This is a genomic window from Streptomyces sp. NPDC048290, assembly GCF_040652095.1.
In the GTDB taxonomy this organism is placed as follows: Bacteria; Actinomycetota; Actinomycetes; order Streptomycetales; family Streptomycetaceae; genus Streptomyces.
Window position 1 is genome coordinate 12,634 of the sequence record NZ_JBEZLM010000005.1, and the last position, 16,999, is coordinate 29,632.

A 16,999-nucleotide genomic window follows, 5' to 3' on the forward strand; every position below is an offset into this window, starting at 1 on the left:
GCTCAAGGCACCGCCCTCAAGGCACGCCTCTTAAGGCACCGCCCCAAAACACCACCCCAGGCACGCCCCTCAAGGCGCGACCGAGCCGAAGTCCATGAACCCGCTGGGGTCATGGCGGCCGAAGCTGCCGTGCTCGAAGATCCCGTGCCCCGTGCGGCCGTCCAGCCGGAACCGCGCCGCGTGGTCGGTGACGCCGTACGCGGCGCGGGCGTGGGCGGTGGGATCGGCGAGGTCGTAGGTGCGGTGGTCGGTCCAGCCGGGACCCTGCCAGGTGCCGTGCTGCCAGTCGTCGGCGGGCGGGTACCCGGCGCCGATCGCGAGCGGGGAGGAGGTGAGGATCTCGGCCTCCAGCTCCAGCGGTGCGCGCGGGTCGCCGAGCAGCACACGGGCGCGTTCGGGGTGGCGGGTGCCGGGGCGGTAGGTGATCTCGGGGTACGGCCAGCCGAGTTGGCGGTCGCGGACGCCGGGCCGGACCAGGGTGGCGTCGCCCAGCGTGCGGTGGCCGTCGGCGTCCTCCTGGACGATCACCATCAGGAACCGGTCGTCGAAGCGGACCGGGCACCAGATCCAGTGGAAGCCCTCGGTGGGGTGCTCGGCGGCCAGCCGCCCGCCCTCCTCCCCCGGCATCGGCCGCACCCCCCAACTGCGGTCCCGCGTCCCGGTCCAGCCGCCCGGCGTGACGGCCAGCTCCCGGTCGCCCGCCCGGACCGTCCCGGTGGCCCGGCCCGCCTGGACGAACCGCCGTCCTTCGAGGGTGAGCCGGGCTCCGCGCCGCTGGACGTGGTGCGGCTCCCAGAGCGGGGGGAAGTCGGCGGTCCACATCAGGTCGAAGGAGAGGAGCCCGTCGGAACAGCGCAGCCGCAGCCGGTGCAGGGGCTGTTCGACGTCGAGGGTGAGCGGGCCGACGGCGAGGCGCATCCGGTCGTCTCCCAGGGCGTCGCTGGCGCGCACGGCGTACAGGGTGTCGCCCAGGCGCAGCGTGGCGTACGCGTCGATGACACCGAGGTTGGGGTAGACACCGAGGCCGAGGATGAGCAGGGCCTCGCCGTCGTGGTCGAACACCTGGAAGATGCAGCGGTCGTAGGCGTTGCGGTCTCCGGTCGCCACATGCTTCATCGACAGCGGGACCTGGTGCACGGGGTACTCGTCGAGCGGTACGGGACGGTCGTCGGCCACGGTTGCCCTCCCCGGGGACGGGTCGGCGCTGACGGTACGTCAGTTGTCGTGCGGTGGCCAGAGGCGGGCGGCGGCGGACGGTAAAGGAGGCGTTGACGAACTGACGATCGCATCCGGCCATCGGTGACCTGCCCCCGGACGGGCGCGTTGCCCGGGTATGACCCCCAGACACGGGACGACGGAACGGCGGCCGGGGCAGATCTTCGTACCGGTGCCCGTCGCACTGCCCCCCACGCAGCGACCGGTCATCGATCGGCCGGTCACCGGACCACCATCCGAAGAATCGGTTCAGCAGAGCCACTACGGCACTTCTGACGCCGTACCGGTCCAGCAGAGCGGCTACGGCACTCCCGACGCCGTACCGGTCCCGCCCCACCCGTACGCCATGCCGCTCCCGCCTCCGCTGCCCGAGGACGCGCCCATCTATCAGGCGCTGCTGCTCGCCTGGGCGCATCAGGGGCGGACGCTGCCGGGGCGGCACGATCCGGAGTGGGTCCGGCTGGCGGCGCCGGTGGTGCGGCCGGGGCAGTTCAGCGCGGATCGGGACCCGCTGGGCGGCGGACGGTGACCACGCGCGGGACCTGAACCGCCGTGGGGAGCGCCTGGCGCCCACCGGGAAGCCGGCGGTGCGACCGTACCCGCCAGGCACCTGACCAGCGGCTGCGCGCGGTGAGTACGCCTGGTCGGACGCGGGCATCACGCGGCCGAATGGTCCGGTCCGGACCACCGATGGCCGGAATTGGTCCGAACCATTGACCCGACTGGTCTAGTCCTCCTAAGGTGCGGGTTCATCGCCGCATCTACGCGTTCATGCCCATCGTCGGCCCGCGCTCTTTCCCTCCCCAGGAGACTCTTGATGCGTTCACTCCACCGACCCCGCGCCAGATTCCGGGCGCTCGTGGCAACGGTGTGTACGACCGTGCTCGGTGCCGGGCTGCTGGCCGGCGCGACCAGTGCCGCCGCGAAGCCCGAGGCCGCCGCCGCGCAGTCGGCCGCCCACCGCGGCTCCGACAAGGTGATCGGCTACTACACCGAGTGGGGCACGTACGGCCGCAACTACCTGGTCAAGAACATCGACACCTCGGGCTCGGCGAAGAAGCTGACCCACATCAACTACGCCTTCGGCAACGTGGTCGACGGCAAGTGCACGATCGGCGACAGCTACGCGGCGACCGAACGGGCCTACACCGCCGCCGAGTCGGTGGACGGTGTCGCGGACACCGCGGACCAGGAGGTGAAGGGCACCTTCAACCAGCTCCTCGAACTGAAGAGGAAGTACCCGCACATCAAGGTGCTCTACTCGTTCGGCGGCTGGTCCTGGTCGGGCGGGTTCGGCGAGGCCGCCCAGGACCCGGCGGCGTTCGCCGAGTCCTGCTACGACGTGGTCGAGAACTCGAAGTGGAAGCACGTCTTCGACGGCATCGACATCGACTGGGAGTACCCGAACGCCTGCGGCGCGACCTGCGACACCAGTGGCCGGGAGTCCTTCCCCGCGCTCATGAAGGCGCTGCGCGCCGAGTTCGGCAAGCGCCAGCTGGTCACCGCCGCCATCACGGCCGACGCGAGCCCCGGCGGCAAGATCGACGCCGCGAACTACGCGGGCGCGGCCCGGTACGTCGACTGGTACCTGCCGATGACGTACGACTTCTTCGGCGCCTGGGCCGCGGCCGGTCCGACGGCCCCGCACTCGCCGCTGACCGCCTACCCGGGCATCCCGAACGCCGACTTCAACTCCGCGGCGACCATCGCCAAGCTCAAGAGCCTCGGCATCCCGTCGTCCAAGCTGCTGCTCGGCATCGGCTTCTACGGCCGTGGCTGGACCGGGGTCACCCAGGCGGCGCCCGGCGGCACGGCGACCGGACCGGCGACCGGCACCTATGAGGCCGGGTTCGAGGACTACAAGGTCCTCAAGAACACCTGCCCGGCGACCGGCACCGTGGGCGGCACCGCGTACGCCAAGTGCGGGGACAACTGGTGGAGCTACGACACCCCGGGGACCATCGGCACCAAGATGCGGTACAAGGACCGCCAGGACCTGGGCGGCACCTTCTTCTGGGAGCTGAGCGGCGACACGGCCAACGGTGAGCTGATCAAGTCCATCCGCTGATCAAGTCCATCCGCTGATCGCAACCACCGCTGGACCGGAACCACCCACCGCTTGACGGGCACCACCGCTGGACCGGCACCACGGCTGGACCGGAACCACCGCTTGACGGGAACCGCGCGGGGCCCGGGTCGGGGATCGGCGGATCTCCGACCCGGGTCTCTCCGCGTTCCGGGGACGACCCCGAGAACCCGCCCCTGCAAGCCCCCCCCTCAGCCCCGCTCAGCCCTCGCGCGGCGCCGGAACCCCCGGGCGGCGGGCCGGGGCCGGGGCGCGCAGCCCCGGCTCCATCTCCTCCACCGCCCGCAACGTCGCGCCCAGCGTCTTGACCAGTAGCCGGCACATCGTCTCGCGGTCCAGGACCGGCCGGGCGATCCAGTCGAGGCAGGCGCCCTCGACCCCGCAGATCCAGCTGAGCAGCGCCACCCGGGCGACCGGTGCGATCTCCCGGGTGCCGTAGGCGCCCTCGGCGATGGTGTCGACGATCACCTCCCGCACCCCGTCCCGGATGGCCTGCACCTCGGTGTCGAAGCCGACGCCACCGCTGACGATGGTCCGGTACGCGGCCTGGTGGTGCTCGGCGTAGCGCAGATAGCCGTCGATGGTGCGGTGGACCCGGTCCACCGGGTCGAGGTCCAGACCTCCGGCGGCGAAGGTGACGAGGTCGGACACCGCGTCCTCGACGATGGCCAGGTAGTAGCCGCGCTTGGACTGGAAGTAGTAGTAGATCAGCCCCTTGGCGACCTGGGCCTGCCGGGCGATGTCGTCCATCGACAGCGTGTCGTAGGAGGTGTCCGCGAACAACTTCCGCCCGATGTCGATGAGTTCGGCACGGCGGGCCAGCGAGCGCTCGGTGCCGCGGGCCCGGGGGCGGGAGGCGGCGTCACGCCGTTGACTGGTACTCACATTCGACCCTGGTCTCATCCGGACGGCGGGGGGTGAGCAGTATGCCAGGTCGGCCCGCCGGGAAGATCACCGCGCGGGCCGAGGGGACCGGTTCAGACCAGGCCGAGCTGGGCGATCAGCATGGCGACCACCACCACGAGGGTCCAGCCGACGACCTGCTCGACCAGTTCGGGACCGTCGTTCTTGGGACCGCCGGTGCGGGCGCGGTGCCCGGTGCGGGCGGGGGCAGCGGAGTGCGCGGGGACGGCGGAGTGCGCGGGGACGGCGGAGTGCGCGGTCATACGGGTCTCGCTCTGGTCGTACGGATGTGGGCTCCCCCGCCCGGCGTGATGCGCCGATCCGTTCACTTTGCCACCTTCGGCGGCTTTCGCCGCGGAGAGGTTGGTCACAGCCGGATGGTCACAGCCGGACGGGGCCGTCCTCAGGTCCGCCGGGTCAGCAGACCCCCACCGCGGCGAGCGCCTTGCGCTGGCGGGCGCCGAGGCGGGCCGGGAAGTAGAGGTAGCAGACCCCGCCCGTACCGCTTCTGACCTTGCCGTTCGCGTCGTAGCGCTTGGTGCGGAGCCAGATGTTCTCCCACTCGCGGCGCCGGTAGACGCGCCGGACCTCCGCGTTGCTGGGGGACGCCGGGTCGTTGGCGATCACATCGCCGTCGGCGGTGAAGCCGATGACCGTCATCAGATGCCCGGAGGTGCCGTATCCGGCGCCGGTCAGCTCGGACGCCAGGAACGACTGGGACGTTATGACCGGAATGCCCGCCTTGATGAGGGTCTCCACCTCGGTGAGCGAGGCCAGCCGGGTCACCACGCCCTGGAGGCCGTCGAAGGTGGCCGCGTAGGCGGCGTTGAACGGCCAGTTGCCGCAGCCCGCGTACTGGTGGTCGTAGGTGTACCGGGCCGCGTGGCACACCTGCGGGTCCGCGAAGGCGGGGTCGACCCAGGAGAGCTGCTCCTCGGTGAGCCGCCCGCCCCAGTATTCGATGATCATCTGCGAGGAGGTGGGGCTGCACCACGCCTCGCCGCCGTTGTCGTACTCCGGGTACTGGCCCTTGTGGATCTCCTGGGAGTAGCGCGGCACGGTCAGTTCGGCGGCGAGCGCGGGCGCGGAGGCCGGGACGGTGAAGCGGTCGGGGACGTCGGAGCCCATCACGCCGGCCCGCCAGACGGTCGGGGTGAGCCGGGTGCCGGGCCTGCGGTAGAGGGTCAGCCGCAGTCGGCAGGCCGCCAGCCGCAGCCCGGACGCCGGGTCGTCGATGGCGAAGGTGTCGGTCCAGACGCTGCTGCGGCCGTCGCTCTGGTCGTCCACCGAGGTACGCCGCAGATCCCCGTCGCCCGACGCCCAGCGGCCCATCACGTACCAGGGCGTGGCCGTGCCGTCCGTGTAGGTGCCGGACAGTTCGATCTGGAGCCAGGTCCCGGCGGGGGTGCGGGCGTTCCAGGAGGCGATGACCTCGGTGGCGGGCACGGCGAGCCGGTGCTCCGGGCCGGTCCAGGTGGCGTACTCCCAGGTCGCCGTGGTCCCGGTGTGCGGGTCGGGGTACTCGGCCGTACCGTCCGCAGCGCCGATCACCAGCCCGGGACGCTTGCCCGGCACCGCCCGCGCTCCCCGCACCGCCCCCGACCGCCAGTCGCCGTACGAGGTCCAGGCGCGGTTGTCGACCGGGCGGGCCGGGGGACGGCCGGGGCGTCCGGCGCCGTCCGCGGGGGCGGCGGAGGCGGACCCGGCGCCACCCGCGGCGACGGCGGCGGCGACGGTCGCGGCAAGAACGATTCTGCGGGACGGCTGTTCGGCGCTGCGCATGGGCGGATGACCCCCGGAAGTCCGTGGACGGCACACGGCCGGGTCGGCCGCGTGGGGCCACTATGACCGCCGGGGGCCGGGTCCGGCCAGCATCCGTGACCGTGCGGCGGCGACCAATATTGGTTCAGTCCACTGATATGACCGGGACGGCCCGGCGCTCTCCCGCCCCGCGCGGACCAGCGATGATGGACGGATGCCGGAACCGCACACCCCCGCGCCCCGCCCGCTGTCCGCCCTCGCCGGACGGCTCGCCGCGCTGCCGCCGTCCTGCGGTCCGGTCCGGCTGGTCGCGGTCGACGGACACGCGGGCTCGGGCAAGACCACCTTCGCCGGACGGCTGGCGGCGGCCCTCGGCGGCGCCCCCGTCCTGCACCTGGACGACATCGCCTCCCACGCCGAACTCTTCGCCTGGACCGGCCGCCTCCTGGACCAGGTGATCGCCCCGCTGTCCCGGGGCACCACCGCCCGCTACGCCCCCTACGACTGGAACGCCCGCGCCTTCGGCGCCCCGCGCGATCTGCCCGCCGCGCCCGTGGTGCTGGTCGAGGGCGTCGGCGCGGGCCGGCGTGCGCTGCGCCCGTATCTGGCGGCGCTGCTGTGGATGGACGTACCGCCCGATCAGGCGTGGGCGCGGGGGCGGGCCCGGGACGGGGCGGAGCAGCGGGAGTTCTGGGCGGGCTGGGTCGCCGCGGAACGACGGCATTTCGCCGAGGACCCCTCGCGCCCCCACGCGCGGCTGCTGGTACGGCAGGTTTCGCAGGGGTATGCGGTGCTGCCGGGACCTCTGAGAAGCGCAGGTCCGGACCAGATCGTCACCGAGAGCGACGACCCCACGTCATTGTGCTGAACTTGTGAAGACCCTTGCGTTTGAACTTGCGTCAGTGCATCAACTCGGCTTGACCCAAGGGCCGTACAGGACTTACGTTCTCAATGTGCGGCCCGTCGAGGCCGCCGCAGGACGCGAAGCCCCCGGTTGTTCCCCCGTGATCGGGGGCTTCGTTCTGCCCGCTCTGCTGCTCTTCTCTCCCCTTTTCTCCCCGTCTCCGGGCCCCTTCCGCACCGCCCTCGCGGCTGCCCAGGGCCGTGCCCCGCTCACCCACGGTCACCAGATCCGGTGCGCCCGGTCCACGCCCACCTCGTCGAACGGCGGATACGGCACCCTTCGGCAGGCCCGGCCGCCGCGGGTACCATGCCCTCGGTGCGACCGGTGGACATCCGCGTCGCACACCTGGCAACTCCGGTCCGCGGTCCAGCGGTTGGCGGGCCGACGGCCACCGGGCGAGGGTCCGGTGGGAGACCGACGGGGGCACGGTTGGTGGGGGGACGTTGATGGACTTCGGCACGCAGGGCGGTCCCGAGGCCCCGGCCGATCTGGCCTGGCTCAGAGGCGTGGACGCCTACACGATGGGCGCCTATCCGCAGGCCGAGGAGGAGTTCCGGACCGCGGTCAGGATCGACCCCGGCATGGCGGACGGCTGGCTGGGACTGCACGCGCTCCGGGTCGACACCACGACCGCGCTGCTGCGCATGTTCCGCCACCGCGACCGCTTCGGCGAGCAGCGCGCCCGCCATCGCCGCTCGCTCAACTCCTGGTACTGGCTGGGCTGGTGGGTGCAGCCGGTGCTGGAGAGCCCGCGCGATCTGCTGCTCGCGCACGCCTCCCACTGGCTCGACGGACGGCACGTCCCCGAGCTGGACCGGGCGCTCGCCGGGCTCCCACCGGTCGACACCGACACCCAGGTCCGCTTTCTGCACGCCTGCCGCTCCTATCTCGTCAAGGACTGGGAGCAACTGGTGCGGCACACCGACCCGCTGCTCGGTGATCCACTGCTCGGCATCGAGGCCGGGCTGTTCGGCGGCATGGCCCGGGTCCGGCTGGAGATGTACGGCCAGGCCGAACCGATGCTGTCCGGCGCCCTGATGCGCTGCCGCAGCGAACAGCCGCAGCGCAAGGAGTTGCGCTACTGGCTGGCGCGGGCGCACGAGGGCACCGGCCGCAGCGCCGCCGCGCTCCCCCTGTACCGGGCCGTGCACCGGGTCGACCCCGCCTTCATGGACACCTCGGCCCGGCTCGCCGCCATCGCCGAGAGCGACGGCTACGACGACGCCGACGGACTCGCCGCGCTCACCCTCACCGGCGTCGGACCCGACGGTTTCGACGGACCGGACGGGCTCGACCCGCTGTTCGGCACCGAGGACCGCGGTCTGAAGCTGACCGAGCCGGGACTCGGCGGCCCCGGCCTCCCCGGAGGTCCGGTCGGCCCGTCGCCCACCGGGCCCCTGCCCACCGGACCGCTGCCGACCGGCCCCCTGCCCACCGGACCGCTGCCCACCGGCCCCGACCCGGCCGTCCGGGCCAAGACGACCGGGCCCGAGCAGTCGCTGCCCGCCGGGCCGACCGATGCCGCGTTACTGGAGGAGGCGCTCGCCGAACTGGAGCGCATGGTCGGTCTCGAACCGGTGAAACGGCAGGTCAAAGCCCTGTCAGCACAGCTGAACATGGCCCGGTTGCGGGCCGGGCAGGGGCTGCCGGTGCAGCCGCCCAAACGTCACTTCGTCTTCTCCGGCCCCTCCGGCACCGGCAAGACCACCGTCGCCCGTATCCTCGGCCGGGTCTTCTACGCCCTCGGGCTGCTCGGCGGTGACCATCTGGTGGAGGCCCAGCGCGCCGACCTGGTCGGCGAGTACCTCGGCCAGACCGCCGTCAAGGCCAATGAGCTGATCGACTCCGCGCTCGGCGGGGTCCTCTTCGTGGACGAGGCGTACTCACTGTCCAACTCGGGCTACGGCAAGGGGGACGCCTACGGCGACGAGGCGCTCCAGGTGCTGCTGAAGCGGGCCGAGGACAACCGGGACCATCTGGTGGTGATCCTCGCCGGATACCCGGAGGGCATGGACCGGCTGCTCGCCGCCAACCCCGGCCTCTCCTCCCGCTTCACCACCCGCGTCGACTTCCCCTCCTACCGCCCCCTCGAACTCACCTCCATCGGCGAGGTCCTCGCCGCGGAGAACGGGGACGTCTGGGACGAGGAGGCGCTGGACGAGCTGCGCTCGATCGCCGGGCACGTGGTGGACCAGGGCTGGATCGACGAGCTGGGCAACGGCCGGTTCCTGCGCACGCTGTACGAGAAGAGCTGCGCGTACCGCGATCTGCGGCTCTCCGGCTATCCGGGCGCGCTCTCCCGGGACGACCTGGCGACCCTGCGACTGCCCGATCTGATGCAGGCGTACGGCGAGGTGCTGTCGGGCAGGGGCCCGCAGGACCCGTCGGCGATGTGACGGTCCCGCGGGCACACGCTCCTACGTCGCGAGCACCTGCTCGGGGAGCCGGGGCGCCCGGTGGGCCGGGTCCGTCACCTCCCCCACCAGGAGTTCCAGCACATCCTCCAGGGTCACCACACCGAGGACCCGGCCGGAGGCGTCCGCGACCTGGGCGAGATGGCTGGCCGCCCGGCGCATCACGGTGAGGGCGTCGTCCAGCGGGAGGTCCGGGCGCAGGGTCGTCATGGGGCGCCAGATCTGCTGCGGGACCGCGCGGGAGACGTCCTCCAGGTCGAGGACGTCCTTGACATGGAGGTAGCCCATGAAGGCGCCGGACTCCGCCGCCACCGGGAACCGGGAGTAGCCGGTGCGCGCGGTGAGGGCGACGACCCGGGCCGGGGTGACCGACGGGTCGACGGTGACCAGCGAGTCACGGGCGAGCAGGACGTCCGTCACCGGGCGCGAGCCCAGCTCCAGGGCGTCCTCAAGACGCTCCTGCTCCTCGGGGCCGAGCAGTCCGGCCTGTCCGGAGTCCTCCACCAGGCGGTTGAGCTGTTCGCTGGTGAAGACGGCCTCGACCTCGTCCTTCGGCTCGACCCGGAACAGCCGCAGCACCGCCTCGGCGCAGGCTCCGAGCCCGGCGGTGACCGGCCCGCACAGCCGGGCGAAGGCGACCAGTCCCGGGCTCAGCCACAGCGCGGCCGTCTCGGGGGCGGCCATCGCCAGGTTCTTCGGGACCATCTCGCCGATCACCAGATGGAAGAAGACCACCACCGCGAGCGCGATGACATAGCCCAGGGGGTGGATCATCGCGTGGGGCAGCCGCATCCAGGCGAAGAGCGGCTCCAGGAGATGGGCCACCGTGGGTTCGGCGACCGCGCCCAGCGTCAGCGAGCAGACGGTGATGCCGAACTGGGCCGCCGCCATCATCCGCGGCAGATGTTCCAGCCCGTACAGCACCTGGCGGGCGCGGGCGGTGCCGAGGGGTTCGATCTGGCTGCGGCGGACCGAGACCAGGGCGAACTCGGCGCCGACGAAGAAGCCGTTGGCCAGCACCAGCAGCGCGGCGAAGAGGAGTTGCAGCACGCTCATCGGGCGCCCTCCAGCACCGGCGCGGCCTTGACCAGGCGGACCCGTTCGGCCCGGTAGTGCCCGACCCGGCGGACGGCGAGCTTCCAGCCGGGCAGCTCGGCACGGTCGCCGACGGCCGGGATCCGCCCCAGCAGATCGGCGACCAGGCCCGCGACCGTCTCGTAGGGCCCGTCCGGGGCGTCCAGGCCGATCCGGCGCAGGGTGTCGACCCGGCAGCTGCCGTCGGCGTCCCAGGCGGGGCGGCCGTCCTCGGGCGGGGCCGGGCACAGCTCGGGCAGATCCTGCCCGTCGTGCTCGTCCCGGACCTCGCCGACGAGTTCCTCGACGATGTCCTCCAGGGTGACCACCCCGGCGGTGCCGCCGTACTCGTCGACGACCACCGCGATCGGCTGCTCCGTGCGGAGCCGGGCCAGCAGCGGCTGCACGGGCAGGGTCTCGGGGACCAGCAGCGCGGGCCGGGCGATCCGCTCGACCGGGGTGCGCAGCCGCTCCTGGACCGGGACCGCGAGGGCGTCCTTGAGGTGGGCCATGCCGACGACTTCGTCGATCCGCTCCCGGTAGACCGGGAACCGGGACAGCCCGGTGGCGCGGACCAGGTTGACGACGTCCTCGGCGGTCGCCGACTCCTGGAGCGCGGCGACCTTCACCCGGGGCGTCATGACGTGCTGCGCGGTCAGCTCGCCGAGCGACAGGGTCCGTACGAACAGGTCCGCGGTGTCCTGTTCCAGGGCGCCCGCGCGTGCGGAGTGCCGGGCGAGGGAGACCAGCTCGCCGGGGGTGCGGGCGGACGCCAGCTCCTCGGCGGGTTCGAAGCCGAGGGCGCGGACCAGCCGGTTGGCGACCGCGTTGAGGGCGGCGATCACCGGCCGGAAGACCCGGGCGAACAGATGCTGGGGACCGGCCACGAACCGGGCGACCTCCAGCGGACGGGACACCGCCCAGTTCTTCGGCACCAGTTCGCCGACCACCATCTGCACGGCGGAGGCGAGCAACATGCCGACGACGACCGCCACTCCGGGGACCGCGCCGCCGGGCAGTCCGGTGGCGAGCAGGGGGCCGTCCAGGAGCTGGGCGAGGGCCGGTTCGGCGAGCATGCCGACGACCAGGGAGGTGAGGGTGATGCCGAGTTGGGTGCCGGAGAGCTGGAAGGACAGCTCCTTGAGGGAGGCGACGACGGTGGCGGCGCGGCGGTCGCCCGCGGCGGCGGCCTGTTCGGCGTCGGGGCGCTCGACGGTGACGAGGCCGAACTCGGCGGCGACGAAGAACCCGTTGGCGAGGATCAGCACGAACGCCGCCGCGAGCAGCAGAAGGGGGAGGGTCATGAGGCCGCCGCCTCGGAGTCGACACGATGTCGGCAGGGGGCGGCGCAGGTACTACAGGACGATCCGTCCATCGCTGGAGGGAGTCACTCCTCGGGTAGCTGGAGCCCCCGTGCGCCGGGGGGGGGCGGGCGCGGGGGCGGAGGCGCAGCGAAACGCCTCCGGCACCAGATTAATCACGACACCCGCGCCCGCGGCAGGGTGGACGCGCCCCCGTCAGCCGTGCTTCTGGTCGGCCGGGTGGCCGGAGCGGGCCTCGACCAGCGCGCGCAGGGCGCGGGCGTGGGCGATGGCCTGCTGCTTCGCGATGCCGGGCTGGATTCCGATCACGGCGAGGCTGGTGCCGTCGCTGAGGTCGAGGAAGACCCAGGGGTCACCGACCCGGAGGTTGACCCTTATGATTTCGGCCCATTCCAGACGGCGGCTGCTCGCGAAGTTGACGACCGTGACCCCGCTCTCGTCGGCGACCACCTTCGGCCGGGCCAGGACCAGCACCACCGTGGAGAGCAGCAGCGCGGTGAAGACGAAGCTGATCCGCTCGGCGGTGCTGAGCCGGTCCAGCAGCAGCGCCATCACCGTCACCACGGCGAAGATCGCGGTGGCGGCGGTCAGCAGGACGGCACGGGTGCGGGTGGGGCGGAAGGTGACGGGCAGCGCGGGCGGGTGGTCCGGCATCGGTTCGGTACCTCTCGGGCCTCAGAGGCGGCAGGCGTGGATGGCGGTGGTCAGGATGGCGCGGGCGCCGATGTCGTAGAGGTCGTCCATCAGCCGCTGGGCGTCGCTGGAGGGGACCATCGCGCGGACCGCGACCCAGCCCTCGTTGTGCAGCGGGGAGATGGTGGGGCCCTCAAGACCGGGGGTGATGGCGACGGCCTCTTCGAGGTGCTCGGCGCGGATGTCGTAGTCCATCATCACGTAGGTCCGGGCGACCAGGACGCCCTGGAGGCGGCGCAGGAACTGCTGGACCTTGGGTTCCGCGGCGTCGGCGCCGGTGCGGCGGATGACGATGGCCTCGGACTGCATGATGGGCTCGCCGAACACCTCAAGACCGGCGTTGCGCAGCGAGGTGCCGGTCTCCACGACGTCCGCGATGACCTCGGCGACGCCGAGTTCGATGGCGGTCTCGACGGCTCCGTCGAGGTGGACGACGGAGGCGTCGACGCCGCTGTCGGCGAGGTGCTTGGCGACGATGCCCTCGTAGGAGGTGGCGACCGTCTTGCCGTCCAGGTCGGCCACGCCACCGGCCACACCGGGCTTCCCGGCGTAGCGGAAGGTGGAGCGGGCGAAGCCCAGCGGGAGGATCTCCTCGGCGCCCGCGCCGGAGTCGACCAGCAGATCACGGCCGGTGACGCCGATGTCGAGGCGGCCGGAGGAGACGTAGATCGCGATGTCGCGGGGGCGGAGGTAGAAGAACTCGACCTCGTTGACCGGGTCGACGATCCGCAGTTCCTTGGACTCACGGCGCTGGCGGTAGCCGGCCTCATGCAGCATGTCCGCCGCAGGGCCGGAAAGGGAACCCTTGTTGGGGACGGCGATGCGCAGCATGAGGTCGGCTTCCTTTGCGTGAGGGAGGGAAGAGGGAGGGAAAGGGACTGCGGGCTTACAGGTGGGCGTACACGTCGTCGAGGGAGATGCCCCGGGCGACCATCATCACCTGGACGTGGTACAGCAGCTGGGAGATCTCCTCGGCCGTCGCCTCGGTGCTCTCGTACTCGGCGGCCATCCAGACCTCGGCGGCCTCCTCGACGACCTTCTTGCCGATGGTATGGACGCCCTTGCCGACGAGTTCGGCGGTACGGGAGGTGGCGGGGTCGCCGTGGGCTGCCTTGTGCTGGAGCTCGGTGAACAGCTCCTCGAACGTCTTCTTGGACATGGTGGCGCCCACTGTACGCGTCCCGCCCACCGGGCTAACGCCATGGTTCGGATAGTGAGCGCAGGGTGGCCGCGGTGGCGACGGCGGCGGTCACCGCCTCGTGGCCCTTGTCCTCGCGGGAGCCGGGCAGCCCGGCGCGGTCCAGGGCCTGGTCCTCGGTGTCGCAGGTGAGGACGCCGAAGCCGATGGGGACACCGGTGTCCACGCCGACCTGGGTGAGTCCGGCGGTGACGCCCTGGCAGACGTACTCGAAGTGCGGGGTGCCGCCGCGGATGACGACACCGAGGGCGACGACCGCGTCGTAGCCGCGGCCCGCGAGGGCCCTGGCGACCACCGGGAGTTCCCAGCTGCCGGGGACCCGGAGCACGGTGGGCTCGCTGATGCCCAGGTCGTGCAGGGCGCGCAGGGCGCCGTCGACCAGTCCGTCCATCACTTTCTCGTGCCACTGCGCGGCGATCACGCCGACCCGCAGGTCGCCCACATCGCGTACGGACAGTTCCGGTGCGCCCTTGCCGCTCACGTTCGCTTCTCTCCTCGGGGGGGGTGTGTCTCGGTCGTCGCTACTGGTTGCCGCAGGTGGCCGCCGGGTCGGCGGAGGTGTCCAGCCAGGGCAGGTCGTGGCCCATGCGGTCCCGTTTGGTCCGCAGATAGGTGAGGTTGTACTCGCCCGCGGTGACGGGCATCGGCTCCCGGCCGTGGACGGACAGTCCGTGCCGGACGAGGGCGTCGGTCTTGTCGGGGTTGTTGGTCATCAGCCGCAGGCTGCGCACGCCCAGGTCGGTGAGGATGCGGGCGCCCGCCGCGTAGTCCCGGGCGTCGGCGGGCAGGCCCAGCTCCAGGTTGGCGTCGAGGGTGTCGCGGCCGTGCTCCTGGAGTTCGTAGGCGCGCAGCTTGGACAGCAGGCCGATGCCGCGGCCCTCGTGGCCCCGGAGGTAGACGACCACGCCCCGGCCCTCGGACTGGATGCGTTCCATGGCCGTGCGCAGTTGGGGGCCGCAGTCGCAGCGCAGGGAGTGGAAGACGTCCCCGGTGAGGCATTCGCTGTGCACCCGGACGAGGACGTCCTCGCCGTCGCCGAGGTCGCCGTGGACCAGGGCCACATGCTCCACGCCGTCGGTGAGCGAGCGGTATCCGTACGCGGTGAAGGTGCCGTGGGCGGTGGGCAGCAGGGTCTCGGCCTCGCGGCGGACGGTGGGCTCGGTGGCCCGGCGGTAGGCGATCAGGTCCTCGATGGAGATGATCGTCAGCCCGTGCTTGCGGGCGAACGGGATCAGCTCGGGCAGCCGGAGCATCCGGCCGTCCTCCCCGGCGATCTCCACGATGGCACCGGCCGGGCGCAGTCCGGCGAGCCGGGCGAGGTCGACGGCGGCCTCGGTGTGCCCGTCGCGGGCCAGGACGCCGCCGGGGCGGGCGCGCAGCGGGAAGATGTGGCCGGGGCGGACCAGGTCGCCGGGTGCGGCGGTGCCGCTCGCCAGGAGGCGGAGCGTGGTGGCGCGGTCGGCGGCGGAGATGCCGGTGGTCACGCCGTGGGCCGCGGAGGCGTCGACGCTGACGGTGAACGCGGTCCGCATCGACTCGGTGTTGTCCTCGACCATCTGCGGCAGCCGCAGCCGGTCCAGTTCGTCGGCCTCCATGGGGGCGCAGATCAGCCCCCGGCACTCGCTCATCATGAAGGCGACGATCTCGGGGGTGGCCTTCTCGGCGGCGATCACCAGATCGCCCTCGTTCTCGCGGTCCTCGTCGTCGACGACCACGACGGGGCGGCCGGCCGCGATGTCGGCGACGGCCTGTTCCACCGGGTCGAGGGCGAGGTGCTCGAAGCCGTCGGTCGGGTGCAGGACGGGTGCCAGGGTCATGCGTGCGCTCCTTCCAGGAGGGACCGCGCGTCGTTGCGGGTGCGCAGCCACCAGTCGCGCATGCCCCACAGGACGAGTGCGCCGTAGATGACGTAGACGAAGCCGGAGAAGGCGTAGCCGTTGGCGAAGTTGAGGGGGACGCCGACCAGGTCGACCAGGAGCCAGGCGAACCAGAACTCGACCATGCCGCGCGCCTGGGCGTACATGGCGACGATCGTGCCGATGAAGATGTAGGCATCCGGCCAGGGGTCCCAGGAGAGGCTGGGGTGGGCGGTGAAGAGGAGGGCGGTGCCGACCGTGCCGAGGGCGGCGGCGGCGAGCATGGCGGCGCGTTCGCGCCAGGTGGCGAACCGGACCGTGATCCGGCCGTCCCCGGCGAGACCGTCGCGGCGTCTGCGCCGCCACTGCCACCAGCCGAAGAGGGCGACGGCCATGACGACGACCTGTTTGCCCGCGCTGCCGGTGAGATGGCCGTAGAAGGCGCCGAAGAGGATCAGACCGGCCAGGAACTGGACCGGCCAGGTCCACACCGAGCGCCGCCAGCCGAGGGCGAGGGCGGCCAGGCCCAGGAGGTTGCCGATCATGTCCGACCAGATGATGTGCTGGCCGAACAGCTCGAACGCCTCGGAGTTCAGCGAGTCCAGGGCGGTCACCGGGGCTCCCCCGGGTCCGGGGCGGCGGGGGCGCCGGTGAGGTCGGTGGTGCTGGTGGTGGTGCTGGTGGTGCCAGTGATGCCTGCGGTGCCGGTGGCGCCCGCGGTGCCTGTGGGGCCCGCGGTGCCGGTGGCGCCCGCGGTGCCGGTGGCGCCCGCGGTGCCGGTGGCGCCCGCGGTGCCGGTGGCGCCCGCGGTGCCGGTGGCGCCCGCGGTGCCGGTGGCGCCCGCGGTGCCGGTGGGGCCCGCGGTGCCGGTGGGGCCCGCGCCGAGCAGTCGCTCGACGTACTTGGCGATCACGTCGACCTCCAGGTTGACGGGGTCGCCGGGGCGCTTCACGCCGAGGGTGGTGAGCGCGAGGGTGGTGGGGATGAGGCTGACGGTGAAGTGCTCGGCGCCCGCGTCCACCACGGTGAGGCTGATGCCGTCGACGGTGATGGAGCCCTTCTCGACCACGTACCGGGACAGCTCGGCGGGGAGCGAGATCGTCACGATCTCCCAGTGCTCGGAGGGGGCGCGGTCGAGGACCGTGCCGGTGCCGTCGACATGGCCCTGGACGATATGGCCGCCGAGGCGGGCGCCGACGGCGGTGGGCCGTTCGAGGTTGACCCGGGAGCCGACGGCGAGGGCGCCGAGGCTGGAGCGCTTGAGGGTCTCGGCCATGACGTCGGCGGTGAACTCGTCGCCCTCGTGCTCGACGACGGTGAGGCAGACGCCGTTGACGGCGATGGAGTCACCGTGGCGCGCGCCCTCGGTGACGACGGGGCCGCGGAGCCGGAAGCGACAGGCGTCGCCGAGGTTCTCGACGGCGGTGACCTCGCCCAGCTCTTCGACGATTCCGGTGAACACTTCCCGGGTCCTCCTGCCTCTTCGGGCACGGACTCCGGGGGCTGTCGCGGACGACAGACTCTGCGCGCGAGAACACCGGTGGCGACGCCTGGGACGGCCCGTGGGAACCAC

16 protein-coding genes and 1 pseudogene are annotated in these 16,999 nt (G+C 72.4%); 4 read left to right on the top strand and 13 right to left on the bottom strand.

Annotated elements, in window-relative coordinates:
* Positions 1–69: 69 nt before the first annotated feature.
* Complete coding sequence (locus AB0D49_RS09500; RefSeq protein WP_362753494.1) at positions 70–1,176, bottom strand: hypothetical protein; 1,107 nt, start codon at positions 1,174–1,176, stop codon at positions 70–72.
* A 211-nt stretch (positions 1,177–1,387) separates the two neighbouring features.
* Between AB0D49_RS09500 and AB0D49_RS09505 the strand changes: the two genes are divergently transcribed.
* Positions 1,388–1,744: a hypothetical protein gene (locus tag AB0D49_RS09505; RefSeq protein WP_362753496.1), complete on the top strand. Its 357-nt coding sequence runs from the start codon at positions 1,388–1,390 to the stop codon at positions 1,742–1,744.
* A gap of 288 nt (positions 1,745–2,032) precedes the next feature.
* A complete protein-coding gene (locus tag AB0D49_RS09510) occupies positions 2,033–3,283 on the top strand; it encodes a glycoside hydrolase family 18 protein (protein WP_362753499.1) in 1,251 nt (416 codons plus the stop codon).
* Between the two features lie 219 nt (positions 3,284–3,502).
* Here the strand turns inward: AB0D49_RS09510 and AB0D49_RS09515 are convergent, their stop codons facing one another.
* From AB0D49_RS09515 to AB0D49_RS09525, 3 genes are all read right to left on the bottom strand, one after another.
* A complete protein-coding gene (locus AB0D49_RS09515) occupies positions 3,503–4,204 on the bottom strand; it encodes a TetR/AcrR family transcriptional regulator (protein WP_362753502.1) in 702 nt (233 codons plus the stop codon).
* A gap of 74 nt (positions 4,205–4,278) precedes the next feature.
* The gene (locus AB0D49_RS09520; protein ID WP_362753505.1) at positions 4,279–4,575 is read right to left on the bottom strand and encodes an SCO1431 family membrane protein; all 297 of its coding nucleotides are present in this window, start codon (positions 4,573–4,575) and stop codon (positions 4,279–4,281) included.
* A gap of 46 nt (positions 4,576–4,621) precedes the next feature.
* Positions 4,622–5,986: a peptidase C39 family protein gene (locus AB0D49_RS09525; protein ID WP_362753508.1), complete on the bottom strand. Its 1,365-nt coding sequence runs from the start codon at positions 5,984–5,986 to the stop codon at positions 4,622–4,624.
* A gap of 193 nt (positions 5,987–6,179) precedes the next feature.
* Between AB0D49_RS09525 and AB0D49_RS09530 the strand changes: the two genes are divergently transcribed.
* Positions 6,180–6,833: a hypothetical protein gene (locus AB0D49_RS09530; RefSeq protein ID WP_362753511.1), complete on the top strand. Its 654-nt coding sequence runs from the start codon at positions 6,180–6,182 to the stop codon at positions 6,831–6,833.
* Between the two features lie 482 nt (positions 6,834–7,315).
* The gene (locus tag AB0D49_RS09535) at positions 7,316–9,265 is read left to right on the top strand and encodes an AAA family ATPase (protein WP_362753514.1); all 1,950 of its coding nucleotides are present in this window, start codon (positions 7,316–7,318) and stop codon (positions 9,263–9,265) included.
* Positions 9,266–9,286: 21 nt separating this feature from the next.
* On the opposite strand, the gene AB0D49_RS09540 is transcribed toward AB0D49_RS09535, so the two are convergent.
* The 9 genes and pseudogenes from AB0D49_RS09540 to AB0D49_RS09580 form a co-directional block, all read right to left on the bottom strand.
* The gene (locus tag AB0D49_RS09540; protein WP_362753517.1) at positions 9,287–10,339 is read right to left on the bottom strand and encodes a hemolysin family protein; all 1,053 of its coding nucleotides are present in this window, start codon (positions 10,337–10,339) and stop codon (positions 9,287–9,289) included.
* Positions 10,336–11,661: a hemolysin family protein gene (locus AB0D49_RS09545; RefSeq protein ID WP_362753520.1), complete on the bottom strand. Its 1,326-nt coding sequence runs from the start codon at positions 11,659–11,661 to the stop codon at positions 10,336–10,338. Before AB0D49_RS09545 ends, AB0D49_RS09540 begins: the two co-directional genes overlap by 4 nt.
* 213 nt (positions 11,662–11,874) lie before the next feature.
* Entirely contained in the window at positions 11,875–12,333 is a 459-nt protein-coding gene (locus tag AB0D49_RS09550) for a PH domain-containing protein (protein ID WP_362753523.1), read from the bottom strand.
* Between the two features lie 21 nt (positions 12,334–12,354).
* Positions 12,355–13,203: an ATP phosphoribosyltransferase gene (gene hisG / locus AB0D49_RS09555; protein WP_362753526.1), complete on the bottom strand. Its 849-nt coding sequence runs from the start codon at positions 13,201–13,203 to the stop codon at positions 12,355–12,357.
* Between the two features lie 55 nt (positions 13,204–13,258).
* Positions 13,259–13,531: a phosphoribosyl-ATP diphosphatase gene (locus tag AB0D49_RS09560; RefSeq protein WP_362753529.1), complete on the bottom strand. Its 273-nt coding sequence runs from the start codon at positions 13,529–13,531 to the stop codon at positions 13,259–13,261.
* 34 nt (positions 13,532–13,565) lie between these two features.
* Positions 13,566–14,051 carry a 6,7-dimethyl-8-ribityllumazine synthase gene (gene ribH / locus AB0D49_RS09565; protein ID WP_362753532.1) on the bottom strand — a complete coding sequence of 162 codons (486 nt, stop codon included), beginning with the start codon at positions 14,049–14,051 and terminating at the stop codon, positions 13,566–13,568.
* 40 nt (positions 14,052–14,091) lie between these two features.
* Positions 14,092–15,387, bottom strand: coding sequence for a bifunctional 3,4-dihydroxy-2-butanone-4-phosphate synthase/GTP cyclohydrolase II (locus tag AB0D49_RS09570; protein WP_362753534.1), 1,296 nt, complete (start codon positions 15,385–15,387; stop codon positions 14,092–14,094).
* Positions 15,384–16,031, bottom strand: coding sequence for a nicotinamide mononucleotide transporter family protein (locus AB0D49_RS09575; protein ID WP_362754543.1), 648 nt, complete (start codon positions 16,029–16,031; stop codon positions 15,384–15,386). Before AB0D49_RS09575 ends, AB0D49_RS09570 begins: the two co-directional genes overlap by 4 nt.
* 269 nt (positions 16,032–16,300) lie before the next feature.
* Positions 16,301–16,888, bottom strand: a pseudogene (locus AB0D49_RS09580) (riboflavin synthase); the annotation flags it as partial.
* Between the last annotated feature and the right edge of the window lie 111 nt (positions 16,889–16,999).

What these genes read in the sequence shown, in the direction of transcription:
- AB0D49_RS09510 (WP_362753499.1), top strand. Translation starts at nt 2,033, where the DNA reads ATGCGTTCACTCCACCGACCCCGCGCCAGATTCCGGGCGCTCGTGGCA.
- AB0D49_RS09515 (WP_362753502.1), bottom strand. Translation starts at nt 4,204, where the DNA reads ATGAGACCAGGGTCGAATGTGAGTACCAGTCAACGGCGTGACGCCGCC.
- AB0D49_RS09525 (WP_362753508.1), bottom strand. Translation starts at nt 5,986, where the DNA reads ATGCGCAGCGCCGAACAGCCGTCCCGCAGAATCGTTCTTGCCGCGACC.
- AB0D49_RS09530 (WP_362753511.1), top strand. Translation starts at nt 6,180, where the DNA reads ATGCCGGAACCGCACACCCCCGCGCCCCGCCCGCTGTCCGCCCTCGCC.
- AB0D49_RS09535 (WP_362753514.1), top strand. Translation starts at nt 7,316, where the DNA reads ATGGACTTCGGCACGCAGGGCGGTCCCGAGGCCCCGGCCGATCTGGCC.
- AB0D49_RS09540 (WP_362753517.1), bottom strand. Translation starts at nt 10,339, where the DNA reads ATGAGCGTGCTGCAACTCCTCTTCGCCGCGCTGCTGGTGCTGGCCAAC.
- AB0D49_RS09545 (WP_362753520.1), bottom strand. Translation starts at nt 11,661, where the DNA reads ATGACCCTCCCCCTTCTGCTGCTCGCGGCGGCGTTCGTGCTGATCCTC.
- AB0D49_RS09550 (WP_362753523.1), bottom strand. Translation starts at nt 12,333, where the DNA reads ATGCCGGACCACCCGCCCGCGCTGCCCGTCACCTTCCGCCCCACCCGC.
- hisG (WP_362753526.1), bottom strand. Translation starts at nt 13,203, where the DNA reads ATGCTGCGCATCGCCGTCCCCAACAAGGGTTCCCTTTCCGGCCCTGCG.
- AB0D49_RS09560 (WP_362753529.1), bottom strand. Translation starts at nt 13,531, where the DNA reads ATGTCCAAGAAGACGTTCGAGGAGCTGTTCACCGAGCTCCAGCACAAG.
- AB0D49_RS09570 (WP_362753534.1), bottom strand. Translation starts at nt 15,387, where the DNA reads ATGACCCTGGCACCCGTCCTGCACCCGACCGACGGCTTCGAGCACCTC.